Source organism: Amycolatopsis sp. NPDC101161, from assembly GCF_044768185.1.
In the GTDB taxonomy this organism is placed as follows: Bacteria; Actinomycetota; Actinomycetes; order Mycobacteriales; family Pseudonocardiaceae; genus Amycolatopsis.
On the sequence record NZ_JBIWPI010000001.1, the window covers coordinates 32943 to 51262 of the forward strand.

Annotated in this window: 20 protein-coding genes; 12 read left to right on the top strand and 8 right to left on the bottom strand. The window is 71.6% G+C overall.

What is annotated here, in order from left to right:
* Positions 1 to 11: 11 nt before the first annotated feature.
* Entirely contained in the window at positions 12 to 431 is a 420-nt protein-coding gene (locus ACIRSS_RS00190) for a cytochrome c oxidase subunit 4 (protein ID WP_372668948.1), read from the top strand.
* Here the strand turns inward: ACIRSS_RS00190 and ACIRSS_RS00195 are convergent.
* Positions 379 to 1311 (bottom strand): DMT family transporter, encoded by a 933-nt coding sequence (locus ACIRSS_RS00195; RefSeq protein ID WP_400888785.1) that lies wholly within the window; start codon positions 1309 to 1311, stop codon positions 379 to 381. The genes ACIRSS_RS00190 and ACIRSS_RS00195 overlap by 53 nt on opposite strands.
* 83 nt (positions 1312 to 1394) lie before the next feature.
* Between ACIRSS_RS00195 and ACIRSS_RS00200 the strand changes: the two genes are divergently transcribed.
* Positions 1395 to 2348, top strand: coding sequence for a GlxA family transcriptional regulator (locus ACIRSS_RS00200; protein WP_400893300.1), 954 nt, complete (start codon positions 1395 to 1397; stop codon positions 2346 to 2348).
* Positions 2349 to 2360: 12 nt separating this feature from the next.
* Here ACIRSS_RS00200 and trpD read toward each other — a convergent pair whose 3' ends face one another.
* From trpD to ACIRSS_RS00215, 3 genes are all read right to left on the bottom strand, one after another.
* Complete coding sequence (gene trpD, locus ACIRSS_RS00205) at positions 2361 to 3395, bottom strand: anthranilate phosphoribosyltransferase (RefSeq protein ID WP_400888788.1); 1035 nt, start codon at positions 3393 to 3395, stop codon at positions 2361 to 2363.
* 5 nt (positions 3396 to 3400) lie between these two features.
* Entirely contained in the window at positions 3401 to 3805 is a 405-nt protein-coding gene (locus ACIRSS_RS00210; RefSeq protein WP_400893303.1) for a hypothetical protein, read from the bottom strand.
* A 62-nt stretch (positions 3806 to 3867) separates the two neighbouring features.
* Positions 3868 to 4281, bottom strand: a complete 414-nt coding sequence (locus ACIRSS_RS00215) for a hypothetical protein (protein ID WP_400888791.1) — start codon at positions 4279 to 4281, stop codon at positions 3868 to 3870.
* A gap of 95 nt (positions 4282 to 4376) precedes the next feature.
* Here ACIRSS_RS00215 and ACIRSS_RS00220 point away from each other — a divergent pair, with 95 nt between their 5' ends.
* The 4 genes from ACIRSS_RS00220 (at position 4377) to ACIRSS_RS00235 (ending at position 8702) form a co-directional block, all read left to right on the top strand.
* Positions 4377 to 5000, top strand: a complete 624-nt coding sequence (locus ACIRSS_RS00220; protein ID WP_086681061.1) for a heme-copper oxidase subunit III — start codon at positions 4377 to 4379, stop codon at positions 4998 to 5000.
* Between the two features lie 62 nt (positions 5001 to 5062).
* Positions 5063 to 5881 (top strand): c-type cytochrome, encoded by an 819-nt coding sequence (locus tag ACIRSS_RS00225; RefSeq protein WP_400888794.1) that lies wholly within the window; start codon positions 5063 to 5065, stop codon positions 5879 to 5881.
* A complete protein-coding gene (locus tag ACIRSS_RS00230) occupies positions 5878 to 7032 on the top strand; it encodes a ubiquinol-cytochrome c reductase iron-sulfur subunit (protein ID WP_400888797.1) in 1155 nt (384 codons plus the stop codon). The genes ACIRSS_RS00225 and ACIRSS_RS00230 overlap by 4 nt, the downstream gene beginning before the upstream one ends.
* Positions 7029 to 8702 carry a cytochrome bc complex cytochrome b subunit gene (locus ACIRSS_RS00235; RefSeq protein ID WP_400888800.1) on the top strand — a complete coding sequence of 558 codons (1674 nt, stop codon included), beginning with the start codon at positions 7029 to 7031 and terminating at the stop codon, positions 8700 to 8702. Before ACIRSS_RS00230 ends, ACIRSS_RS00235 begins: the two co-directional genes overlap by 4 nt.
* A 51-nt stretch (positions 8703 to 8753) precedes the next feature.
* Here ACIRSS_RS00235 and ACIRSS_RS00240 read toward each other — a convergent pair whose 3' ends face one another.
* The 3 genes from ACIRSS_RS00240 to ACIRSS_RS00250 all read right to left on the bottom strand — a co-directional run bounded on the left by ACIRSS_RS00240 (position 8754) and on the right by ACIRSS_RS00250 (position 11226).
* Positions 8754 to 8939 (bottom strand): YdeI/OmpD-associated family protein, encoded by a 186-nt coding sequence (locus ACIRSS_RS00240; protein WP_400888803.1) that lies wholly within the window; start codon positions 8937 to 8939, stop codon positions 8754 to 8756.
* Positions 8936 to 9217: an Lrp/AsnC family transcriptional regulator gene (locus ACIRSS_RS00245; protein WP_284750247.1), complete on the bottom strand. Its 282-nt coding sequence runs from the start codon at positions 9215 to 9217 to the stop codon at positions 8936 to 8938. Before ACIRSS_RS00245 ends, ACIRSS_RS00240 begins: the two co-directional genes overlap by 4 nt.
* A gap of 305 nt (positions 9218 to 9522) precedes the next feature.
* Positions 9523 to 11226, bottom strand: a complete 1704-nt coding sequence (locus tag ACIRSS_RS00250; protein WP_400888805.1) for a DEDD exonuclease domain-containing protein — start codon at positions 11224 to 11226, stop codon at positions 9523 to 9525.
* Between the two features lie 344 nt (positions 11227 to 11570).
* Here ACIRSS_RS00250 and ACIRSS_RS00255 point away from each other — a divergent pair, with 344 nt between their 5' ends.
* The 4 genes from ACIRSS_RS00255 (at position 11571) to ACIRSS_RS00270 (ending at position 15994) form a co-directional block, all read left to right on the top strand.
* Complete coding sequence (locus ACIRSS_RS00255) at positions 11571 to 12959, top strand: NYN domain-containing protein (RefSeq protein WP_400888808.1); 1389 nt, start codon at positions 11571 to 11573, stop codon at positions 12957 to 12959.
* Positions 12960 to 13027: 68 nt separating this feature from the next.
* Entirely contained in the window at positions 13028 to 13279 is a 252-nt protein-coding gene (locus ACIRSS_RS00260; protein WP_400888810.1) for a hypothetical protein, read from the top strand.
* Positions 13280 to 13704: 425 nt separating this feature from the next.
* Positions 13705 to 14757 (top strand): C40 family peptidase, encoded by a 1053-nt coding sequence (locus ACIRSS_RS00265; RefSeq protein WP_400888813.1) that lies wholly within the window; start codon positions 13705 to 13707, stop codon positions 14755 to 14757.
* Positions 14758 to 14836: 79 nt separating this feature from the next.
* A complete protein-coding gene (locus ACIRSS_RS00270) occupies positions 14837 to 15994 on the top strand; it encodes a glycosyltransferase family 4 protein (protein WP_400888816.1) in 1158 nt (385 codons plus the stop codon).
* Here the strand turns inward: ACIRSS_RS00270 and ACIRSS_RS00275 are convergent.
* Positions 15991 to 16614 (bottom strand): uridine kinase, encoded by a 624-nt coding sequence (locus ACIRSS_RS00275; protein WP_400888819.1) that lies wholly within the window; start codon positions 16612 to 16614, stop codon positions 15991 to 15993. The genes ACIRSS_RS00270 and ACIRSS_RS00275 overlap by 4 nt on opposite strands.
* A 64-nt stretch (positions 16615 to 16678) precedes the next feature.
* Between ACIRSS_RS00275 and ACIRSS_RS00280 the strand changes: the two genes are divergently transcribed.
* Both ACIRSS_RS00280 and ACIRSS_RS00285 read left to right on the top strand, forming a co-directional pair.
* The gene (locus ACIRSS_RS00280) at positions 16679 to 17092 is read left to right on the top strand and encodes an SRPBCC domain-containing protein (protein ID WP_400888822.1); all 414 of its coding nucleotides are present in this window, start codon (positions 16679 to 16681) and stop codon (positions 17090 to 17092) included.
* A gap of 20 nt (positions 17093 to 17112) precedes the next feature.
* Positions 17113 to 18315 (top strand): cytochrome P450, encoded by a 1203-nt coding sequence (locus ACIRSS_RS00285; protein WP_400888825.1) that lies wholly within the window; start codon positions 17113 to 17115, stop codon positions 18313 to 18315.
* Positions 18316 to 18320: the final 5 nt, after the last annotated feature.

Consider the following 18320-nt stretch of genomic DNA (forward strand, 5'->3'; position numbering starts at 1 on the left):
AGGAAAGACCCATGAAGGTCGAAGCCCGCATCTTCTTCATCGTGGCGATCTTCGCCGTGTTCATGGCGGCCGTGTACTGGGTGTGGACCGCTCTGGCCGCCACCCACGGGGCCGAGCCGGTCGGCATCGTGGCGCTGTTCCTCACCGGTGGCCTCGCGTTCCTCGCGGGCAGCTACATGCAGTTCGTCGCCCGCCGCATCGAGCCGCGCCCGGAGGACCGCGAGGACGCCGAGATCAGCGACGGTGCCGGCGAGCTGGGCTTCTTCAGCCCGGGCAGCTACTGGCCGGTCGGCATGGCCGCCACCGCGGCCCTCGCCGCGCTGGGCCTGGCGTTCTTCCACATCTGGCTGCTCGTCATCGCGCTGGTCGCGCTGCTCATCACGATCGGCGGGCTGGTGTTCGAGTACCACACGGGTCCGTCGCACGACTGACCTGCGGTTCTTTCTTCGACTGGCCGCGGCGCTGAGGACTCAGGGCCGCGGCCAGTACCGCGAGCATCCCCAGTGCCTCCGGCCACGTCGGGCGGTGGCCGTAGAAGGCGATGTCCACCAGCACCGCGACCACCGGGTAGAGGTAGGACAGCAGCGCCACCGTCGTGGTCGGCAGCTTGCCGATGCTCGCGTACATCAGCACGTACATCAGGGCCGTGTGGACGGTGCCCAGCAGCACGAGCCAGAGCAGTCCCCGCGTGGTCGCCGGTAGCGGCGTGATCAGCAGCACGGGGGCCAGCACGAGCGCGCCCACCGTCGTCTGGACGGCCGCGAGCAGGTGCGGGCGGATGTGCTTCAGCTGCTTCGCGACGAAGGACGCGCCGGCGTAGAGCAGGGCCGCGCCGAGCGCCAGCCCGATGCCCGCGAGCTGCACGGGCTTGCCGTCCTCGCCGTGCGCGGACAGCGAGATCAGGGCGACCCCGCCGAACGCGACCGCGGCCCGGACCAGGTGGCTCTTCGCCACTTTCTCGCCGAGGAACGCCGCCGCCAGGCCGACCAGGATGAGCGGCTGCGTGTGGTAGACGACGGTGCTGACCGAGATCGACGACAGCGCGTAGGACGCGAACAGCAGCACCCAGTTGCCGACCAGGAACAGCCCGCCGAGGACGGCCAGCCCGAGGTCGCGCCTCGAGGGCCGCCAGGACGGCAGCCAGCCGCGGGCGAAGCACCAGATCACCAGCAGCGTCCCGCCGACGAGGCAGCGGGCGAAGGCGACGGCGGGGGCGGCCGCGCCGCTTTCGAGGACGACGGCGCCGATCGTGCCGGACATCGCCATCGCCGCGGACCACTGGAGCAGCGGGCGGGTTTCGGAGTTCGTCATGGCGTCCAGGTTCGTCCGGGCGAGGGCGATCAACCAGTGTCAGAGATGACAACGGCCGCAAAACTTGTGACATGCTGGCCGGCATGGACGTCAACCGGGTCGCGGTGGTGCTGGCCGACCACGTTTCGCCGTTCGAGCTGGGGGTCGCGTGCGAGGTCTTCGGCACGGACCGGACCGCCGACGGCATCGAGGGCTGGGAGTTCGGGGTCTGCTCACCGGCGGGCGCGCCCGTGGCCAGCTGGTCGGGCTTCGGGCTCTCGGGGCTCCGCGACCTGGACTTCGCGGCGTCGGCCGACCTGCTGATCGTGCCGACGTGCGCGCCCCGGACGGCACCACCGCCGTCGGCAGTGCTGGACGTCCTGCGGGACGCGGCGGCGCGCGGCGCGTGGGTGGCGGGGTTCTGCGCGGGGGTGTTCACGCTGGGCTACGCGGGCCTGCTGGACGGCCGCCGGTGCACGGTCCATTGGGTGTACGAAGCGGAGTTCCGTGCCCGCTTCCCGGCGGCCTCGGTGGACACCCAGGCGCTCTACGTCGACGACGGCGGGATCTCGACGAGCGCGGGCACGGTGGCGGCGGTGGACCTGTGCCTGCACCTGGTGCGCCGGCTGCGCGGCGTCACGGCGGCGACGACGCTGGCGCGCCGGATGGTGGCGGCGCCGTTCCGGGCCGGGGGACAGGCCCAGTTCGTCCAGGCGCCGGTCCCGTCGGCCCCGGACGACTCGGTGGTGGCCGAAGCCCTGGAGTGGGTGGAGAGGCGGCTGGACCAGCCGTTCACGGTGGCCGAGCTGGCTCGGCGAAGCGGGCTGGGGGAGCGGACGTTCCTGCGCCGCTTCTCGGCCGCGACGGGGACGACCCCGCACCGGTGGCTGACCGAGCGGCGGCTGGACCGGGCCCAGGCGCTGCTGGAGGAGGGCCGGCTGTCGGTGGAGGACATCGCGGTGGCGTGCGGGTACGCGTCGGCGGCCGCGCTGCGGCACCAGTTCACCCGGTTGCGGGGAACGAGCCCGACCTCGTACCGGACGGCCTTCCGCGGCTGAGGCGCCCCGACCTCAGGCGAAGGCGATCCAGCGGTCGAGAAGTGCCGCCGCGGCCCCGGAATCGATGGCCTCGGCCGCCTTCGCCAGCCCGCCGCGCAGATCGTCTTCCAGCGAGCCCGACAACCCGGTGAACGCCGCCAACGCGGCGGCCGCGTTGATCAGGACCGCGTCCCGCACCGGGCCCGGCTTGCCGCCGACCAGCTCGCGGACCACCTGGGCGTTCGAAGCGGCGTCGCCGCCGCGCAGGTCCTCCGCCGTGGCCCGGGGCACGCCCACGGACATCGGATCGAACGTCGTCTTCGTCACGGTTCCGCCCGAGACCACCCACACCGACGAGGTCGTCGTCGTGGTGATCTCGTCCAGACCGTCGTCGCCGCGGACCACCAGCGCCGTCGTGCCGCGGCGGGCGAACACCTCCGCCAGCACGTGCGTCTTGTCCTCGTACGCGCAGCCGATCAGGGCGCTGCCCGGCTGGGCCGGGTTCGTCAGCGGGCCCAGCAGGTTGAACGTCGTCGGGATGCCCAGCTCGCCGCGGACCGGGCCCGCGTGCCGGAGCGCCGGGTGGAACGCCGAGGCCAGGAAGAACCCCACGCCGACCTCGGTGAGGCTGCGCTGGACGTCTTCGGGCGGCAGCGAGATCGTGACGCCGAGGGCCTCCAGGACGTCCGCCGCGCCCGACTTGGACGACGCGCTGCGGTTGCCGTGCTTGGCCACCGGGGCGCCGGCCGCCGCCGTGACGATCGTCGCCATCGTCGAGATGTTGACCGAGTTCGAGCCGTCACCGCCGGTGCCGACGATGTCGACGGCCGGGCGGTCCAGCTCGACGCGCTTGGCGTGCGCCAGCATCGTGGCCGCCATCCCGGCGATCTCGGACGGCGTCTCGCCCTTCGCGCGCAGCGCCACGGCGAACCCGGCGATCCGGGCCGGGCTCGCCGCCCCGCTCATGATCTGGTCCATCGCCCACGCCGTGTCCTCTTCGGACAGGTCGACGCGCGCGACGAGCTGCTTGAGCAGCGGCGGCCAGGTGCGGGGGACCGGGGTGGTCACCGGGCTCAGCCGTTCACGACGGGGACCCGTCGCAGCACGTCGGCGACGGTCTCCGCGGCGGTCAGCGGGTCGAGCGGGTGCACCAGCACGGCGTCCGCCTGCGACCACGTCGCCAGCCAGCGGTCGTCCTTGCGCCGCACCGCGATCACGATCGGGGGGCATTCGGCGATTTCGCTCTTCAGCTGGCGGCAGAGGCCGATGCCACCGGTCGGCTGCGCCTCGCCGTCGAGGATCGCCAGGTCGACGTTCCCCGCGTCCACCTCGGACAGCACGTCCGCGATGCCGGCCGCCTCGACGTAGTCCACGCGCGCCAGGTCGGCGGCGGGCCGCCGGCCGACCGCGTTCACGATCGCCTCGCGCACCTCCGCCTTGTGGCTGAACACCAGGACCCGCATCGACCGCTCGCCCATGTTGGACACGCCTCCATCTCGTCACCGCACGTCTCAGTGGATCGTATCCGCCGAGACGGACATCACGCGGGCGCCTCCGGCTGGAGCGCGTCCCAGCCCAGCGCGTCACCCCCGAGCCGCTGCGCGAGACCCGCCATCCGGGACCGTTCCTGGGCGCAGTGCAGGGCGTCGAGCACCTGGACGCGCACCGCGAGCACCCGCGCGCGGTCGCCGTCCGCGGACTGTTTTCGCAGCTCATAGCCGTCCTGGGCGAGGATCGACGCCGCTTCGGCGAGCCGGTCCGGCGGCAGGAGCAGGTGGTGCCGCAGGACGGCCGGTGCCGTGCTGACCCAGGCGGGTGAACCGGCGAGGACGGCCGAGTCCGCGACGACCGGGTCGAAGGCTTCGGCGACGATCTCCAAGCCGGGCGCATCGGGTGTCAGACCAGCGGTTTCCCGCTTTTTGACCAGGTCAAGCAGCCGGTCGAGTAAACCCATGAGTAGCTCTCACCTTCCCGGGCATCCGGTGTGATCGGTTACGCAGACGGCTCGCCGTGGACCCACCCGGCGGAGCGGTGGTGCGAGAGGACATAATGCGACGCGTGACAACGGCAGCTCCCACCATCAGTCAGCGGGTCCACTCGCTGAACCGGCCGAACATGGTCAGTGTCGGCACCATCGTGTGGCTTTCCAGCGAGCTGATGTTCTTCGCCGGACTGTTCGCGATGTTCTTCACCGTCAAGGCGCAGAACTCGTCCGGCCAGTGGCCGCCGCCGCTGCACGGCGAGGAGTTCCACCTCAACGTGGCGTACGCGATCCCGTTCACGGTGATCCTCGTGCTGTCTTCGCTGACCTGCCAGTTCGGCGTGTTCGCGGCCGAGCGCGGCGACGTCTACGGCCTGCGCCGCTGGTACATCATCACGTTGATCATGGGCGCCATCTTCGTCGGCGGCCAGGCCAACGAGTACCACAACCTGGTCGAAGAGGGGATGACGATCCCGTCCGGCCCGTTCGGCACGGTCTTCTACCTCGCGACCGGCTTCCACGGCCTGCACGTCATCGGCGGGCTCATCGCCTTCGTGTACCTGCTCATCCGCACGAAACTGAGCAAGTTCACGCCCGCCCAGGCCACGTCGGCGATCGTCGTGTCCTACTACTGGCACTTCGTCGACATCGTGTGGGTCGGCCTGTTCGGTGTGATCTACCTCCTGCCGTAGATCCCGCCCAGCCGCCACCACCTTCACCATCGGCCTGAACTGACAGCAAGGGTTGCCGCAAGATGACCACCAGCACCAAGTCCTCGGAGCGCCGCTACCGCGCGCGGTCGAAGCTGCGGAGGCGGTTCGCCGGCCTGCTCGCGCTCGGTATCGCGCTGGTGGGCGCCGGCGCCCTGTACGCCGTGTTCGCCCCGGAGCCGCAGACCGCGCAGGCCCAGGGCACGCCGGCGCAGCTGCGCCTCGGCGAGCAGGTCTACAACAACACCTGCATCGCCTGCCACGGCGCGAACCTCGAGGGCGTGAAGGACCGCGGGCCGAGCCTGATCGGCATCGGTGACGCCGCGGTGTACTTCCAGACTTCTTCGGGCCGGATGCCCGCCGCGCGCCAGGAAGCGCAGATCGAGCGGAAGCCGCCGAAGCTGACCGAGGCCGAGATCGACGCGGTCGGCGCCTACATCCAGGCGCACGGCGGCGGCGTCCAGCGTCCGGCCGAGAAGGGCGAGGCCCTGCGCGGCTCCGACCCGGCCCGCGGTGGCGAGCTGTTCCGCCTCAACTGCGCGTCGTGCCACAACTTCACCGGCCGCGGTGGTGCCCTGTCGGCCGGCAAGTACGCGCCGAACCTGGACCCGGCCAGCGAAGAGCAGATCTACACGGCCATGCTCACCGGCCCGCAGAACATGCCGAAGTTCTCCGACCGGCAGCTGTCGCCGGAGGAGAAGAAGGACATCGTCGCCTACGTGAAGTCGGTGTCGGACGGCAACAACAACCCGGGTGGTAACGGCCTCGGCGGGGTCGGCCCCGCTTCGGAGGGCGTCATCGCCTTCATCGTCGGGATCGCCGCGCTGATCGGCGTGACGTTGTGGATTGGATCGAAGGCATGAGTGCCGAGGGGCCGAAGCCGCCGTCGGAGGCGGAGCTGGCTGAGATGGACCGGGACCAGCTGGTCAAGCTGGGTGGCGAGCTCGACGGGGTCGAGATCGTCGAGTACCCGACCCCGTGGCCCGTGGAGGGCACCCGCGCGGAGAAGCGGGCCGAGCGCCTGGTCGCGTTCTGGTTCGGGCTGTCCGCCCTGGCCGGGATCGGGTTCGTCGTCTCGCTCATCTGGTGGCCGTGGCAGTACGAGGCGCCGGACAACGAGACCGCCCACTTCTGGTACAGCCTCTACACCCCGATGCTCGGCATCACGCTCGGCCTGGCCATCCTCGGCCTGGGCATCGGCGTGATCCTGTACACGAAGAAGTTCGTGCCCGCCGAGGTCGCGGTGCAGCAGCGCAGCGACAACCAGGGCGAGGGGTCGGCCGAGGTCGACCGCGCGACGATCCTCGCGCACCTGGCCGACGCCGGGAGCCGCAGCACCATCGCCCGCCGGTCGCTGATCAAGCGCTCGGCGATCGCCGGGGCCGGCGCGCTCGGCCTCGCGGCCGCGGCGCTGCCGCTGGCGTCCTTCATCAAGAACCCGTGGAAGAACAGCGAGACCCGCGACTCGCTGTGGCACACCGGCTGGCAGCCGAACTTCCCGGGCGAGAAGGTCTACCTGCGCCGCAACACCGGCAAGCCGCTGGAAGCGGGCGAAGAGGTCAGCCTGGTCAAGGCCGAGGACCTCGACGCCGGCGCGATGGAGACGGTCTTCCCGTACCGCGACTCCGAGAAGGGCAAGCCGGAGCTGCTGGCGGCCGCGCTGACCAGGGTGGACAACCCGGTCATGCTGATCCGCCTGCGTCCGACCGACTCCGCCAAGGTGGTCAAGCGGGCCGGCCAGGAGGACTTCAACTTCGGCGACCTGTACGCGTACACGAAGATCTGCAGCCACGTCGGCTGCCCGACCTCCCTGTACGAGCAGCGGACCAACCGCATCCTGTGCCCGTGCCACCAGTCGCAGTTCGACGCCCTCCACTACGCCAAGCCGATCTTCGGCCCGGCGACCCGTCCGCTGGCCCAGCTACCGATCACGGTGGACGAAGAGGGATACTTGATCGCGCGAGGCGACTTCATCGAGGCCATCGGTCCGGCCTTTTGGGAGCGTAAGTCATGAGTTCACTCACCACGCCGACCAAGGGGTCGAGCCCGGTCGAGAAGGCGTTGGGCGACGCCGCGGACAACGCCGACCAGCGGTACCACCTGGCCAAGGGCCTGCGGCACCAGATGAACAAGGTGTTCCCGACCCACTGGTCGTTCCTGCTGGGCGAGATCGCGCTCTACAGCTTCATCATCCTGCTGCTGACCGGCGTGTACCTGACGTTGTTCTTCGACCCCTCGATGCAGGAGGTCGTCTACCACGGCAGTTTCAAGAACATGCAGGGCCTGGAGATGTCGCAGGCCTTCCGCACCACCCTGGACCTGTCCTTCGACGTCCGTGGTGGGTTGTTCATGCGGCAGCTGCACCACTGGGCGGCGCTGATCTTCGTGGCGTCGATGGCCGTGCACATGCTGCGGATCTTCTTCACCGGCGCGTTCCGGCGCCCGCGTGAGGCGAACTGGGTGATCGGCGGGCTGCTGCTGATCCTGGGCTGTTTCGAGGGCTTCTTCGGCTACTCCCTCCCCGACGACCTGCTTTCCGGTACCGGGATCCGGGCGACCCTGTCGGGCATCGTGCTGTCGGTCCCGGTGATCGGGACGTGGATCCACTGGGCGCTCTTCGGTGGGGAGTTCCCCGGGGATCAGATCATCCCGCGGTTGTACACGCTGCACATCCTGCTGCTGCCGGGCATCATGCTCGCGCTGGTCGGGGTGCACCTGGCGCTGGTGTGGTACCAGAAGCACACCCAGTTCCCGGGGGTGCGGCGCAAGGAAACCAACGTGGTCGGGGTGCGGATCATGCCGTACTTCGCGCTCAAGGGCGGGGCGTTCTTCACCCTGGTCATCGGGGTGCTGGCGCTGATGTCGGGGTTGTTCCAGATCAACCCGGTGTGGAACTTCGGCCCGTACAACCCGGCGCAGGTCTCGGCGGGCTCGCAGCCCGACTGGTACATGGCCTGGGCCGACGGCATGCTCCGGATCTGGCCCGCCTGGGAGGTCTACCTCGGGAACTACACGATCCCGGCGGTGTTCTTCCCCGGCGCGATCGGCATGCCGATCCTGTTCGGCCTGCTGCTCGGCTACCCGTTCATCGAGCGGAAGCTGTCCAAGGACACCGCGCACCACAACCTGCTCCAGCGGCCGCGTGACGCACCGGTCCGCACGGCGCTGGGCGCGATGGCGCTGGGCTTCTTCGCCGTCATCGAGCTGTCGGGCTTCAACGACATCATCGCCGACCAGTTCGACATCTCGCTGAACGCGACGACGTGGGCGGGCCGCATCGGCGTGCTGATCGTGCCGCCGGTGGCGTACTACCTGACCTACCGGCTGTGCCTGGGCCTGCAGCGGGCCGACCGCGAGGTGCTGGAGCACGGCGTCGAGACGGGCATCATCAAGCGGCTGCCGCACGGTGAGTTCATCGAGATCCACCAGCCGCTGGCCGGCGTCGACAGCCACGGCCACGCGATCCCGCTCGAGTACCAGGGCGCTTCGGTGCCGAAGAAGATGAACAAGCTGGGCTCGGCCGGTTCGGCCGTACCGGGCACGTTCTGGTCGCCGGACCCGGCCGAGGAGACCGCCGCGCTGGAGCGGGCCCACGGCAACGGGCACGGCAACGGCCATTCGGTCACCCAGGGCGAGCCGGGCGAGTTCGAGAGCATCGAGGCCGCCGAGCGCTCCGAGCACTGAGTTCCGCACACGACGAAGGCCACCTCCCGCGGGAGGTGGCCTTCGGTCGTTTCAGGCTTTGCCGCGGAGCCGCTGTACGGCCTTCTCCGCGCGGGAGACGCGTGTCTCGGGCTTCTTGGCCTCGGCCACCCACTGGACGTACTCGCGCCGGTGTGACGGCGGCAGGGCCTCGAACGCGGCTTTCGCGTCCGGCGCCGCGTCGAGGGCGTCGGCCAGCTCTCCGGGGAGCTCGCTCAATCCTCGGCGCCGATCGCGAAGGCCTGCTCGGTGTCGGCGCGGGAGTACGACCGGAACGCGATGTGCGTGACGGTGTCCAGCACCCCCGGCACCTTCCCGATCCGGCCCGGAATCAGGTCGGCCAGCTCCTCGTGCGCGGACACCTTGACGGTGGCGATGAGATCGACGTCCCCGGCGCACGAGTAGACCTCGCCGACGCCGTCGATGTCGGCGATCGCCTGCGCCGCGTCCGGGATAGCGTCCGCCTCTACCTGGATCAACACGATCGCGGTGATCACCTGGGGTCCTCCAAGGCTCGTGGGGTTCGTTCGCGATCCTAGGCCGCGGTGCGCGCCGGCCAGTGTTCGGCTGGGGCCTGGTCGGAGTGGGCTGGTGGGGGTTCCGACACCCCGAAGCCCGATTGTGACTACGGCCGGCGGCACCGCGTCAAGGCGGGAAAGCGTGCCTTGACCCGGCACCGCCGGCCGTGTTCGGGCTTTGGATCGGGGTTGCGGGGAGGTCTGGTCTCGTTGGCCCTCCCTTGCGGCTTTCGGCTGCCGGATTAGCTTCTTTCCCGCCCAGCCCAGCCCAGCCCAGCCAGAGTTCACCCCACGTGTTCCAGGGAGTGCGCGCTCGAGACCAGGTCCAGCCATCCCCGCCACCCGGCCACCGCGGCCGGTTCCGCCCAGGGCCTCGTCGTCCGCACCAGCCTCACACCCGGCCGGGCCAGCCAGCGCAACAGCACCCCGACCTCCTCCGGCGGGGCCCCGTTCAACGGCCCCGGGTCCGGCAGCACCGTCTCCGCCGAGGCGACCAGCGCCTCCACCACCGGCATCGGCGGCACTCCTCGCCGCGCCACGCCTGCCGAGGCCAAGCGGCCGTAGCGGATCACCGACAGCTCCCAGCCCCCTGCTCCGTCCGGGGCCGCCGCGATCAGCTCCGCGATCGACGCCAGCGCCGACTGGCGGTGCGCCCGCCCCAACGCGCGGATCAGGGCCGCCAGCTCGTCGCGGTGGCGGGCCGCCTGCTCGAAGTGCTGCCCCTCCGCCAGGCGCTCCACCTGGGCCGCCGCCACGTGCAGCGGGCCGCCGTCCAGCCCGGCGATCAGGCCCGACGCCGACTCCACCGACGGGACGTACGCCTCCACGCTCTGCCGGCCCGCGCACGGCGCCCCGCACCGCCCCAGCTCCGCCAGCACGCACGGGGTCCCGTTCGCCGTGCGGGGCGAAATCCGCTGGGTGCACGTCCGCAGCCCGGACGCCCCGGCCAGCGTGTCCGCCGTCGCGCGGGCGTCCGCCTGGTTGCGGAACGGGCCGAGCACCCCCGGTCGCGGCAGGCGGACCACCGACAGCCGGGGGAACGCCTCCTCCGTCAGCCCGATCCACCAGCCCTGGTGCCGGTTCTTCGACCGCCGGTTGTACGCGGGCTTGTGCGCCGCGATCAGCCGCAGCTCGCGCACCTCCGCCTCGAGCGCGTGCGCGCAGACGACGTGGTCGACGCGCTCGGCCAGCCCGACCATCTCGCGGATCCGGCTGCGCCCCTCCGAACCGGTGAAGTACGTCCGCACGCGCCGCCGGAGGTCCTTCGCCGTGCCGACGTACAGGACCTCGTCCTTCGGCCCCTTGAAGAGGTATACGCCCGGCGCCGACGGCAGGTCCGCCGCCAGGTGCCGCTTCGCCCGCTGCGCGACCGTGACCTCGGGCAGGTAGCCCATCAGCTCCTCGAGCGAATGGACGCCCAGGTTGCCGACGCGCTCCAGCAGCCCGTGCAGCACGTCGACCGTGGCACGGGCGTCGTCGAGCGCCCGGTGCGTCGGCCGCGTCCGCGCGCCGAACAGCAGCGCCAGCGCCGTCAGGTTGTAGCGGCCGACCTCGTCACGCGGGACCACGCGCCGCGCCAGGCGGACCGTGCAGACGACCGTCAGCTTCGGCCACACATAACCGTGTCCTTCGCACGCGGCCCGCATGTGGGACGTGTCGAACCCCGAGTTGTGCGCCACCAGCACCGAACCGCCGATGAACTCGAGGAACGCCGGCAGCACCTCCTCGATCGGTGGCGCGTCGTAGACCATCGCCTGGGTGATGCCCGTCAGCGAGACGATCTGCGGCGGGATCACCATCCCCGGGTTGACCAGCGTCCCGAACTCGCCCAGCACCTCGCCCCCGCGCACCTTCACCGCGCCGATCTCCGTGATGCCGGACGGACCGGGCGCCGCGCCGGTCGTCTCGAGGTCGAACACCACGAAAGTCGTGTCCCGCAAGGGAGTTCCGAGCTCGTCGAACGCGAGCTGAGCCTGGGTCGAACGCATGTGCGGGAGAGTAGAGGTGACCACCGACAGTTTTTCGAGGTGCGGGTGGCGGGTCCCCGGCTGGGGCGGGGCCTCGGGTGGGCGCCGACGGTTTCCGGAGGTGCGGGTGGCGGGACCCCGGCTGGGGTGGAGCCCCCGAATGGGCACCGGCAGTTTCCGGAGGTGCGGGTGGCGGGGCCCCGGCTGGGGCGGAGTCCCGAATGGGCGCCGGCAGTTTTCGAGGGTCCGGGTGGCGGAGCCCCGGGCCGGGCCGGAGCCCCCGAATGGGCACCGACGGTTTCCGGTCGCGGCCGGTCCGTGTGCCGCGCGGCGCGCGATGCGGGGGCGGGGCCTACCCTGGACCAATGCACCCGCAGCCGCTCGTGCCGGAGCCGCCCGAGGACCCCGCCGGTCCGTCGGGTGTCGCGGCGCGCCCGGAGCAGGCTGAGGAGGAGGCCGAGCGGCCCGAACCGGCCACCTGGCCCGCGCTGCCGGAGCCGGTCCGCGACCGGATCGCCGAGCTGTCGGCGGCCGCCGTCGCCAAGTTGCCCGCCACCGACGTGCCCCGCCAGCTGCGGCCGGTCGCGAAGTTCGCCCCGGCGAAGCGGGCCAAGCTGGGCGGCGCCGCGCTGCTCACCGCGCTCGGCGAGTCGGCCCAGTTCCGCACCGCCGTCATCGAGTGGCTGCGCGAGCACCGCACCGACGCGCTCGACCCGAACGCGGCCGACTCGGTCGCCGCGGCGGCGGCCGCCGTCCTGCTCGGGGAGTCCGGCGCGGCCGGGCGCGTCCGGCTCGTCGCCAAGAACGCCGAGGAAAACGCCCTGCGCGCCGAACGCGACGCCGCGCTGGCCCGCAACCAGCGCCTCGAAGCCGAACTCGCGCAGCTGCGCGTCGAGCTCGCCGAGGCCAAGAACGCCGCCGAGAACGCGCGAGGCGAGCGTGAGGGCGAAGTCGAGAAGCTGTTGAAGCGCCTTCGCGAGCAAGGCGTCCAGCTTCGCCAGGCCAAAGACGCGGCAGAAGCGGCTTCGGCGGACGCCGAACGCGGAGCCGGCGCGCGAGCGGAAGAAATCGCCGCCCTGAACGCCCAACTCGACCGGGAACGCCAGCGCGTCGCCAACGAACGCGCCCGCGCCGAACGCGCGGCCGCGGACGCCGACATCGCCCGCCAGTCCGCGCGTGAAGCCCGCGAAGCCGACGAAGTGCGGCTCGCGCTGCTCATCGACACGATCGACGGCGCGGTCACGGGGTTGCGCCGCGAGCTCTCCCTGAGCTCCCGCGGCGCCCGGCCCGCCGACATGGTCCGCGGCGCCAGCACCGGCACCGGCCAGGGCGGCAAGATCGCCGACGTGTCCACGTTGGACCGCTACCTGGCGCTGCCCAACGTGCACCTGATCGTCGACGGCTACAACGTCACGAAGACCGGCTACCCCGAGCTGGCGCTGGCCGACCAGCGAGACCGGTTGATCCACCAGCTGTCCGCGCTGGCGGCGCGCACGTCGGCCGAGGTGACGGTGGTGTTCGACGGCGCGGGCGTGCTGTCGGTCCCGGCTTCGGTGCCGCGCGGGGTCCGGGTGCTGTTCTCCGACCGCGGGGTCCTCGCCGACGACGTCATCCGCAACATCGTGGCGGCCGAGCCCGCAGGCCGGCCGATGGTGGTGGCGACGTCCGACCGGGCGGTCGCCGACTCCGTGCGCGGCCGCGGAGCGCATCCGACGCCCTCAGCGGTGCTGGTCAGCCGCCTTTCGCGGGTCTGACCGACCGAAACTGTCGGTGGTAGCGCCTACCGTCCTCGTCAAGTCAGTTCCGACGTGAGGAGGACCCCGTGCACGACACCCCCGAGCTGTCCGAAGTGGACGTCTCGCACATTTCGGTTTCGGACATCGAGAACGTCGTGGTCGACTGCGACCGTTGCGTGGTGCGCGGAATCTCCTGCCACGACTGCGTCGTGAGCGTCCTGCTCGGCGCGCCACCGGCGGTCGTCTGGGACGCCGACGAACGGCGGGCCGTGGACGCGCTCGCCGAGGCCGGGATGGTGCCGCGGCTGCGCCTGGTCGAGGAACGGCGGACCGCCTGACGCGCCCGTTTCGTGTCGGCGCGCCGAGTGGTCGATCGGATCGGATGAACGGTCGGTGACCGAAAAGGCCTCCGGTGAAACCCCAGCGTGTAACGCCCATCACATGTTTTTTCCACCGCAGGTCCGATCGGGTTTAGCGGCGCTACGGAGAGTTTTTGCCGGGGAGGTGGTGGACGCGCAGGCGGTCTTTTCGTAACCTGTCCGAGATCTCGTGGCCCCCGGCCGTCGATAAGGGCGGCGACACGGGATCGCCGCCGGACGCAGCTTTGTCGGGAAGCTGGGAACCGGAACCACCACCGCGCTGCAGCTGTTGCGGAAGAAGACGGCTCGCGCGCGGTGACAGGGACAGCGGCGAAGAGGAACCCCCGACCTCTTCGCGCCCCGGTCCCCACGGCGGCCGAGACGCAAAGGAGACCCGCGCGACCGTGCAGTCGCATCCAGTTAGGCGCGTGGTTTCAGGTGCCCTCGCGGCGGCTTCGGTGATCACCCTCGTCACCCTCGCCCAGCCGACGGCCACCGCCGCCCCAGTCCCCGTCCTCCAGGCCCCGCCCACCGGTTCGGACGCCCTCGCCCAGTACCGCGACCTCGCGGCCCAGGCCGAAAAGCTCAACGAAGACCTGCTCAAGGCCCAGGACGACCTGAAGGCCAAGCAGGCCGAGCTCGACAAGGCCACCGGCGACGTCAACGCGGCCAAGGACCAGGCCGCCGTGGCGGCCGCGAACCAGAAGAAGTACCAGACCGAGGTCGACAAGTTCGCCGGTGCGTCGTTCACCAGCGGCGTCCAGCTGAACAAGCTGTCCGCGCTGCTGGCCGGCACGTCCACTCAGGACTTCCTGGACCGCTCCTCGGCCCTCGAGGTCATCGCGACCGAGAAGAACGGCGCGATGGGCAACCTCACCGGTGCCGTCCAGCAGGCCACCGACGCCACGAACAAGGCTTCCGACGCCGCGAAGCGCGCGCAGGACGCCCGTGACGCCGCGGCGAAGCTGACCGACGACATCCGGGCCAAGCAGAAGACGCTGAACGACCAGATCGACCAGCTGAAGGCGGCCAACAAGAGCCTGAGCGCGGCCGACAAGGCCGCCCAGGGCGACAAGGGTGGCTCGCCCACCGGTCTCAAGGCGCCCACCGCGGCCGCCCAGATCGCCCTCGACGCGGCGCTGAGCAAGCGCGGCAGCGCGTACGTCTGGGGCGCCACCGGGCCGAGCACGTTCGACTGCTCGGGCCTGATGCTGTGGGCCTACAAGCAGGCGGGCATCACGCTGCCGCGGTCGAGCCGCGAGCAGTCCACCTTCGGCGCCGCGGTGCCGCGGGACCAGCTCCAGCCGGGCGACCTCGTGTTCTACTACTCGCCCGTTTCGCACGTCGGCATGTACATCGGTGACGGCAAGATGGTCCACGCGCCCGACACGGGTGACGTGGTGAAGATCTCGCCGCTGCAGAGCCAGTACGCGGGCGCCCGGCGCCCGACGTCCTGACCCGAGCACCACGAAGGGGCGGTACCGCACACGCGGTGCCGCCCCTTCGCCGTACGGGAGGGCCGCTAGCCTCTGAGGCGTGCTCAAGACCCTGCTGGTGACCAACGACTTCCCGCCGCGGCCCGGGGGGATCCAGAACTACCTGAACTCCCTCGCCACCCGGCTGCCGGCGGACGACCTGGTCGTCTACGCGCCGTCGTGGGAGTCGCGGACCGGGTCGCACGAGGAGTTCGACGCCGAGGCGCCGTTCGAGGTTGTCCGGCACCCGACGTCGCTGATGCTGCCGACGCCCGACGTCCTTCGCCGCGCGAAGCAGATCATGCGCGCGAGGGACTGCGAAGCCGTCTGGTTCGGCGCGGCCGCGCCGCTCGCGCTGCTGGGGCATTCCCTGCGCCAGGCCGGTGCGCGGCGGATCGTGGCGTCCACGCACGGCCACGAGGTCGGCTGGTCCATGCTTCCCGGCTCGCGGCAGGCGTTGCGGCGCATCGGCGACACCGTGGACGTCGTCACCTACGTCAGCCGCTACACCCGCGGCCGGTTCGCCGCCGCGTTCGGCCCGATGGCCGGGCTGGAGCTGCTGCCGTCCGGAGTGGACACCGGGCTGTACAAACCGGACCCCGCCGGGCGCGCGGAAATCCGGGCGCGGCACGGCCTTTCCGACCGCCCGACCGTCGTGTGCGTGTCCCGGCTCGTCCCGCGCAAGGGCCAGGACCAGCTGATCCGCGCGCTGCCGAAGATCCGCGAGCGCGTCCCGGACGCGGCTCTCCTGATCGTCGGCGGCGGCCCGTACCGCAAGGCACTGACCGGGTTGGTCGCCGAGCTCGGCCTGGAACGCGACGTCGTGCTCACCGGATCCGTGCCGTGGGCGGAGCTGCCGGCGCACTACGCGGCCGGCGACGTCTTCGCCATGCCGGCCCGCACGCGCGGCAAGGGCCTCGACGTCGAAGGGCTCGGCATCGTCTACCTGGAGGCCTCCGCGACCGGCCTGCCGGTGGTCGCGGGCAACTCCGGCGGCGCGCCCGAGACGGTGCTCGACGAGGTCACCGGGCACGTCGTCGAGGGCCGGGACACCGGCCAGCTCGCCGAGACGGTGGCCAGCCTGCTGGCCGACCCGGTGCGCGCGCGCCGGATGGGCGAGGCCGGACGGGCCTGGGTGACGGAGAACTGGCGCTGGGACACGATGGCGGGGCGGCTGGCCGGCCTGCTGGACGGCGACCCGGTGGCCGTCGTCCGCTAAGGCGTGTAGAGCGCCGGGTGCCGCGGATCGTCGACGCGCACGACGACGTCGGCCAGCGCGCTCGGGTCCACCTCTTCCTCGTACCGCTCGTAGGCCGGGACCGCCCAGGTGTCCGGCACGCGGCGGCGCAGGGCCGCGGGGGAGAGCCACAGGTGCACGGCCAGGTCGAAGGCCAGGCCGGCGCCCAGCAGCAGCTCGCCGTCGACCAGCACGACGCCGCCGTCGGGCACCGGCACGCGCTCGGCGCGGGTCGCGCGGTCGCGCTCGGCGTCCCACAGCGACGGCAGGACCTCGCCCGAGCCGTTCTCCCCGAGCGGGTCGAGCACTTCGCGGCGCAGGGCGCCGACGTCGAGCCAGTCGGTGTAGCGGGCGTCGGGATCGGTGCGGCCGTGCTCGAAGCGCAGGGACGCGGGCCGCAGGAAGTCGCGCGCGGACACGCGAAGGGTCGCTCGGCCGCGTAGGCGCAGCGGGTCGACCAGGGCGTCGGCGAGTTCTGTGGTTTCCGTCGCACCCGCCGCGCCGTCGACGGCGACCGCGATCCGTCGCCGCCCGGTGAGCGCGTCGATGCGGTCGGTCAGTTCTTCGGCCAGGACGGCGGGGGAAATGGGGCGGTAGCGCACGGTTGACGATCCTGCACCCGGGCCGGGGACGGGTTTTGTCGTACCCCGGTGGGAGGATGGCGCCATGACTTCTTCAGTGGGGAAGACGGCCGATGTGGGGTGGAACATCGGGGTCTCGCGCACCTTGCCGTACGCGGCGGAAACGGTGTGGGACTTCCTGGTCAGCCGGGACGGCGTCGCGATCTGGCTGGGGCCGGGCGTCGAGCTGCCGCGGGAGCCGGGCGCGGAGTACGAGACGGTGAACGGCACGGTCGGCGAGATCCGCAGCTTCGTCGAGGGCGACCGGGTGCGGCTGACCTGGCGGCCGAGCGACTGGGACCACGACTCGACGGTCCAGGTGCGGCTGAGCGGCGCGGGCGGCAAGACCACGCTGCGGTTCCACCAGGAATGGCTTTCGGACGCGGAGGAACGCGAGGAACAGCGGGCATACTGGCAGGACGTGACCGAGCGCGTGGTGGCGGCACTCGCCGAGCGCTGAGGCGGACTCATGGGGGCGGTATGACGACGATGCAAGTGGCCGAGGACTTCGCGCAGGACGCGCACCTGTTCGCGGAACTGTTGCGGGCCGGCGGCCCGGTGCGCCGCGTGCGGATGCCGCGCGGCCTGGAGTGCTTCGTCGTCACGGACTTCGCGCAGGCGCGGGCGTTGCTCGCGGATCCGCGGCTGCACAAGGACAACCGGCGCGCGTACGAGCTGTTCGAAGCGAAGCTCCCGGCCGGGGCGACCAACCAGGGCGGCTTCGGCGAAGCGCTCGGGCGGCACATGCTCAACACCGACCCGCCGGACCACTCGCGGCTGCGCAAGCTGGTGAACAAGGCGTTCACCGGCCGCACGGTCGCCCGGCTGCGCCCGCGGATCGAAGAGATCACCGCCGAGCTGCTGGACGCGCTGGCCGGGCAGGAACGGGTCGACCTGCTGCCGACGTTCGCCGCGCCGCTGCCCATCACGGTGATCTGCGAGCTGCTGGGCGTCGCCCCGGAGGACCGCACCGAGTTCTCCGCCTGGTCGAAGACGCTGCTGAGCGCGTCGGCGCCGGAGGACGCGCAGCACGCGGCGCAGAGCATGCTCACCTACCTCACCGGCCTGGTCGAGCAGAAGCGCGCCGAGCCGGCCGAGGACCTGCTGTCGGACCTGGTGCACGCGAGCGACGACGGCGACTCGCTGTCCGGGGACGAGCTCATCTCGATGGCGTTCCTGCTGCTGGTCGCCGGGCACGAGACCACGGTGAACCTGATCGCCAACAGCGTCCTGGCGCTGCTGCGCGAGCCGGAGCAGCTGGCGCTGCTGCGCGCCGACCCGTCCCTGATGCCGGGCGCGGTCGAGGAGTTCCTCCGCTTCGACGGCCCGATCCACCTGGCCACGCTCCGGTTCACCGCGGAGCCGGTCGAAGCGGGCGAAGTGACCATCCCGGAGGGTGAGTTCGTGCTGATCTCGCTGCTGGGCGCGAACCGCGACGGCGAGCGGTTCCCGGAGCCGGACCGGCTCGACGTCACCCGCGCGGCGGGCGGGCACCTCGCGTTCGGCCACGGCATCCACTACTGCGTCGGCGCACCGCTGGCCCGGCTGGAGGCCGAGATCGCGCTGGCCGGCCTGCTGGCGCGGTTCCCGGACCTCGCGCTGGACGCCAAGCCGGGCGACCTGGTCTACCGGTACAGCTCGCTGGTGCACGGTTTGGAGGCGCTGCCCGTCCGGCTGCACTGACGTCG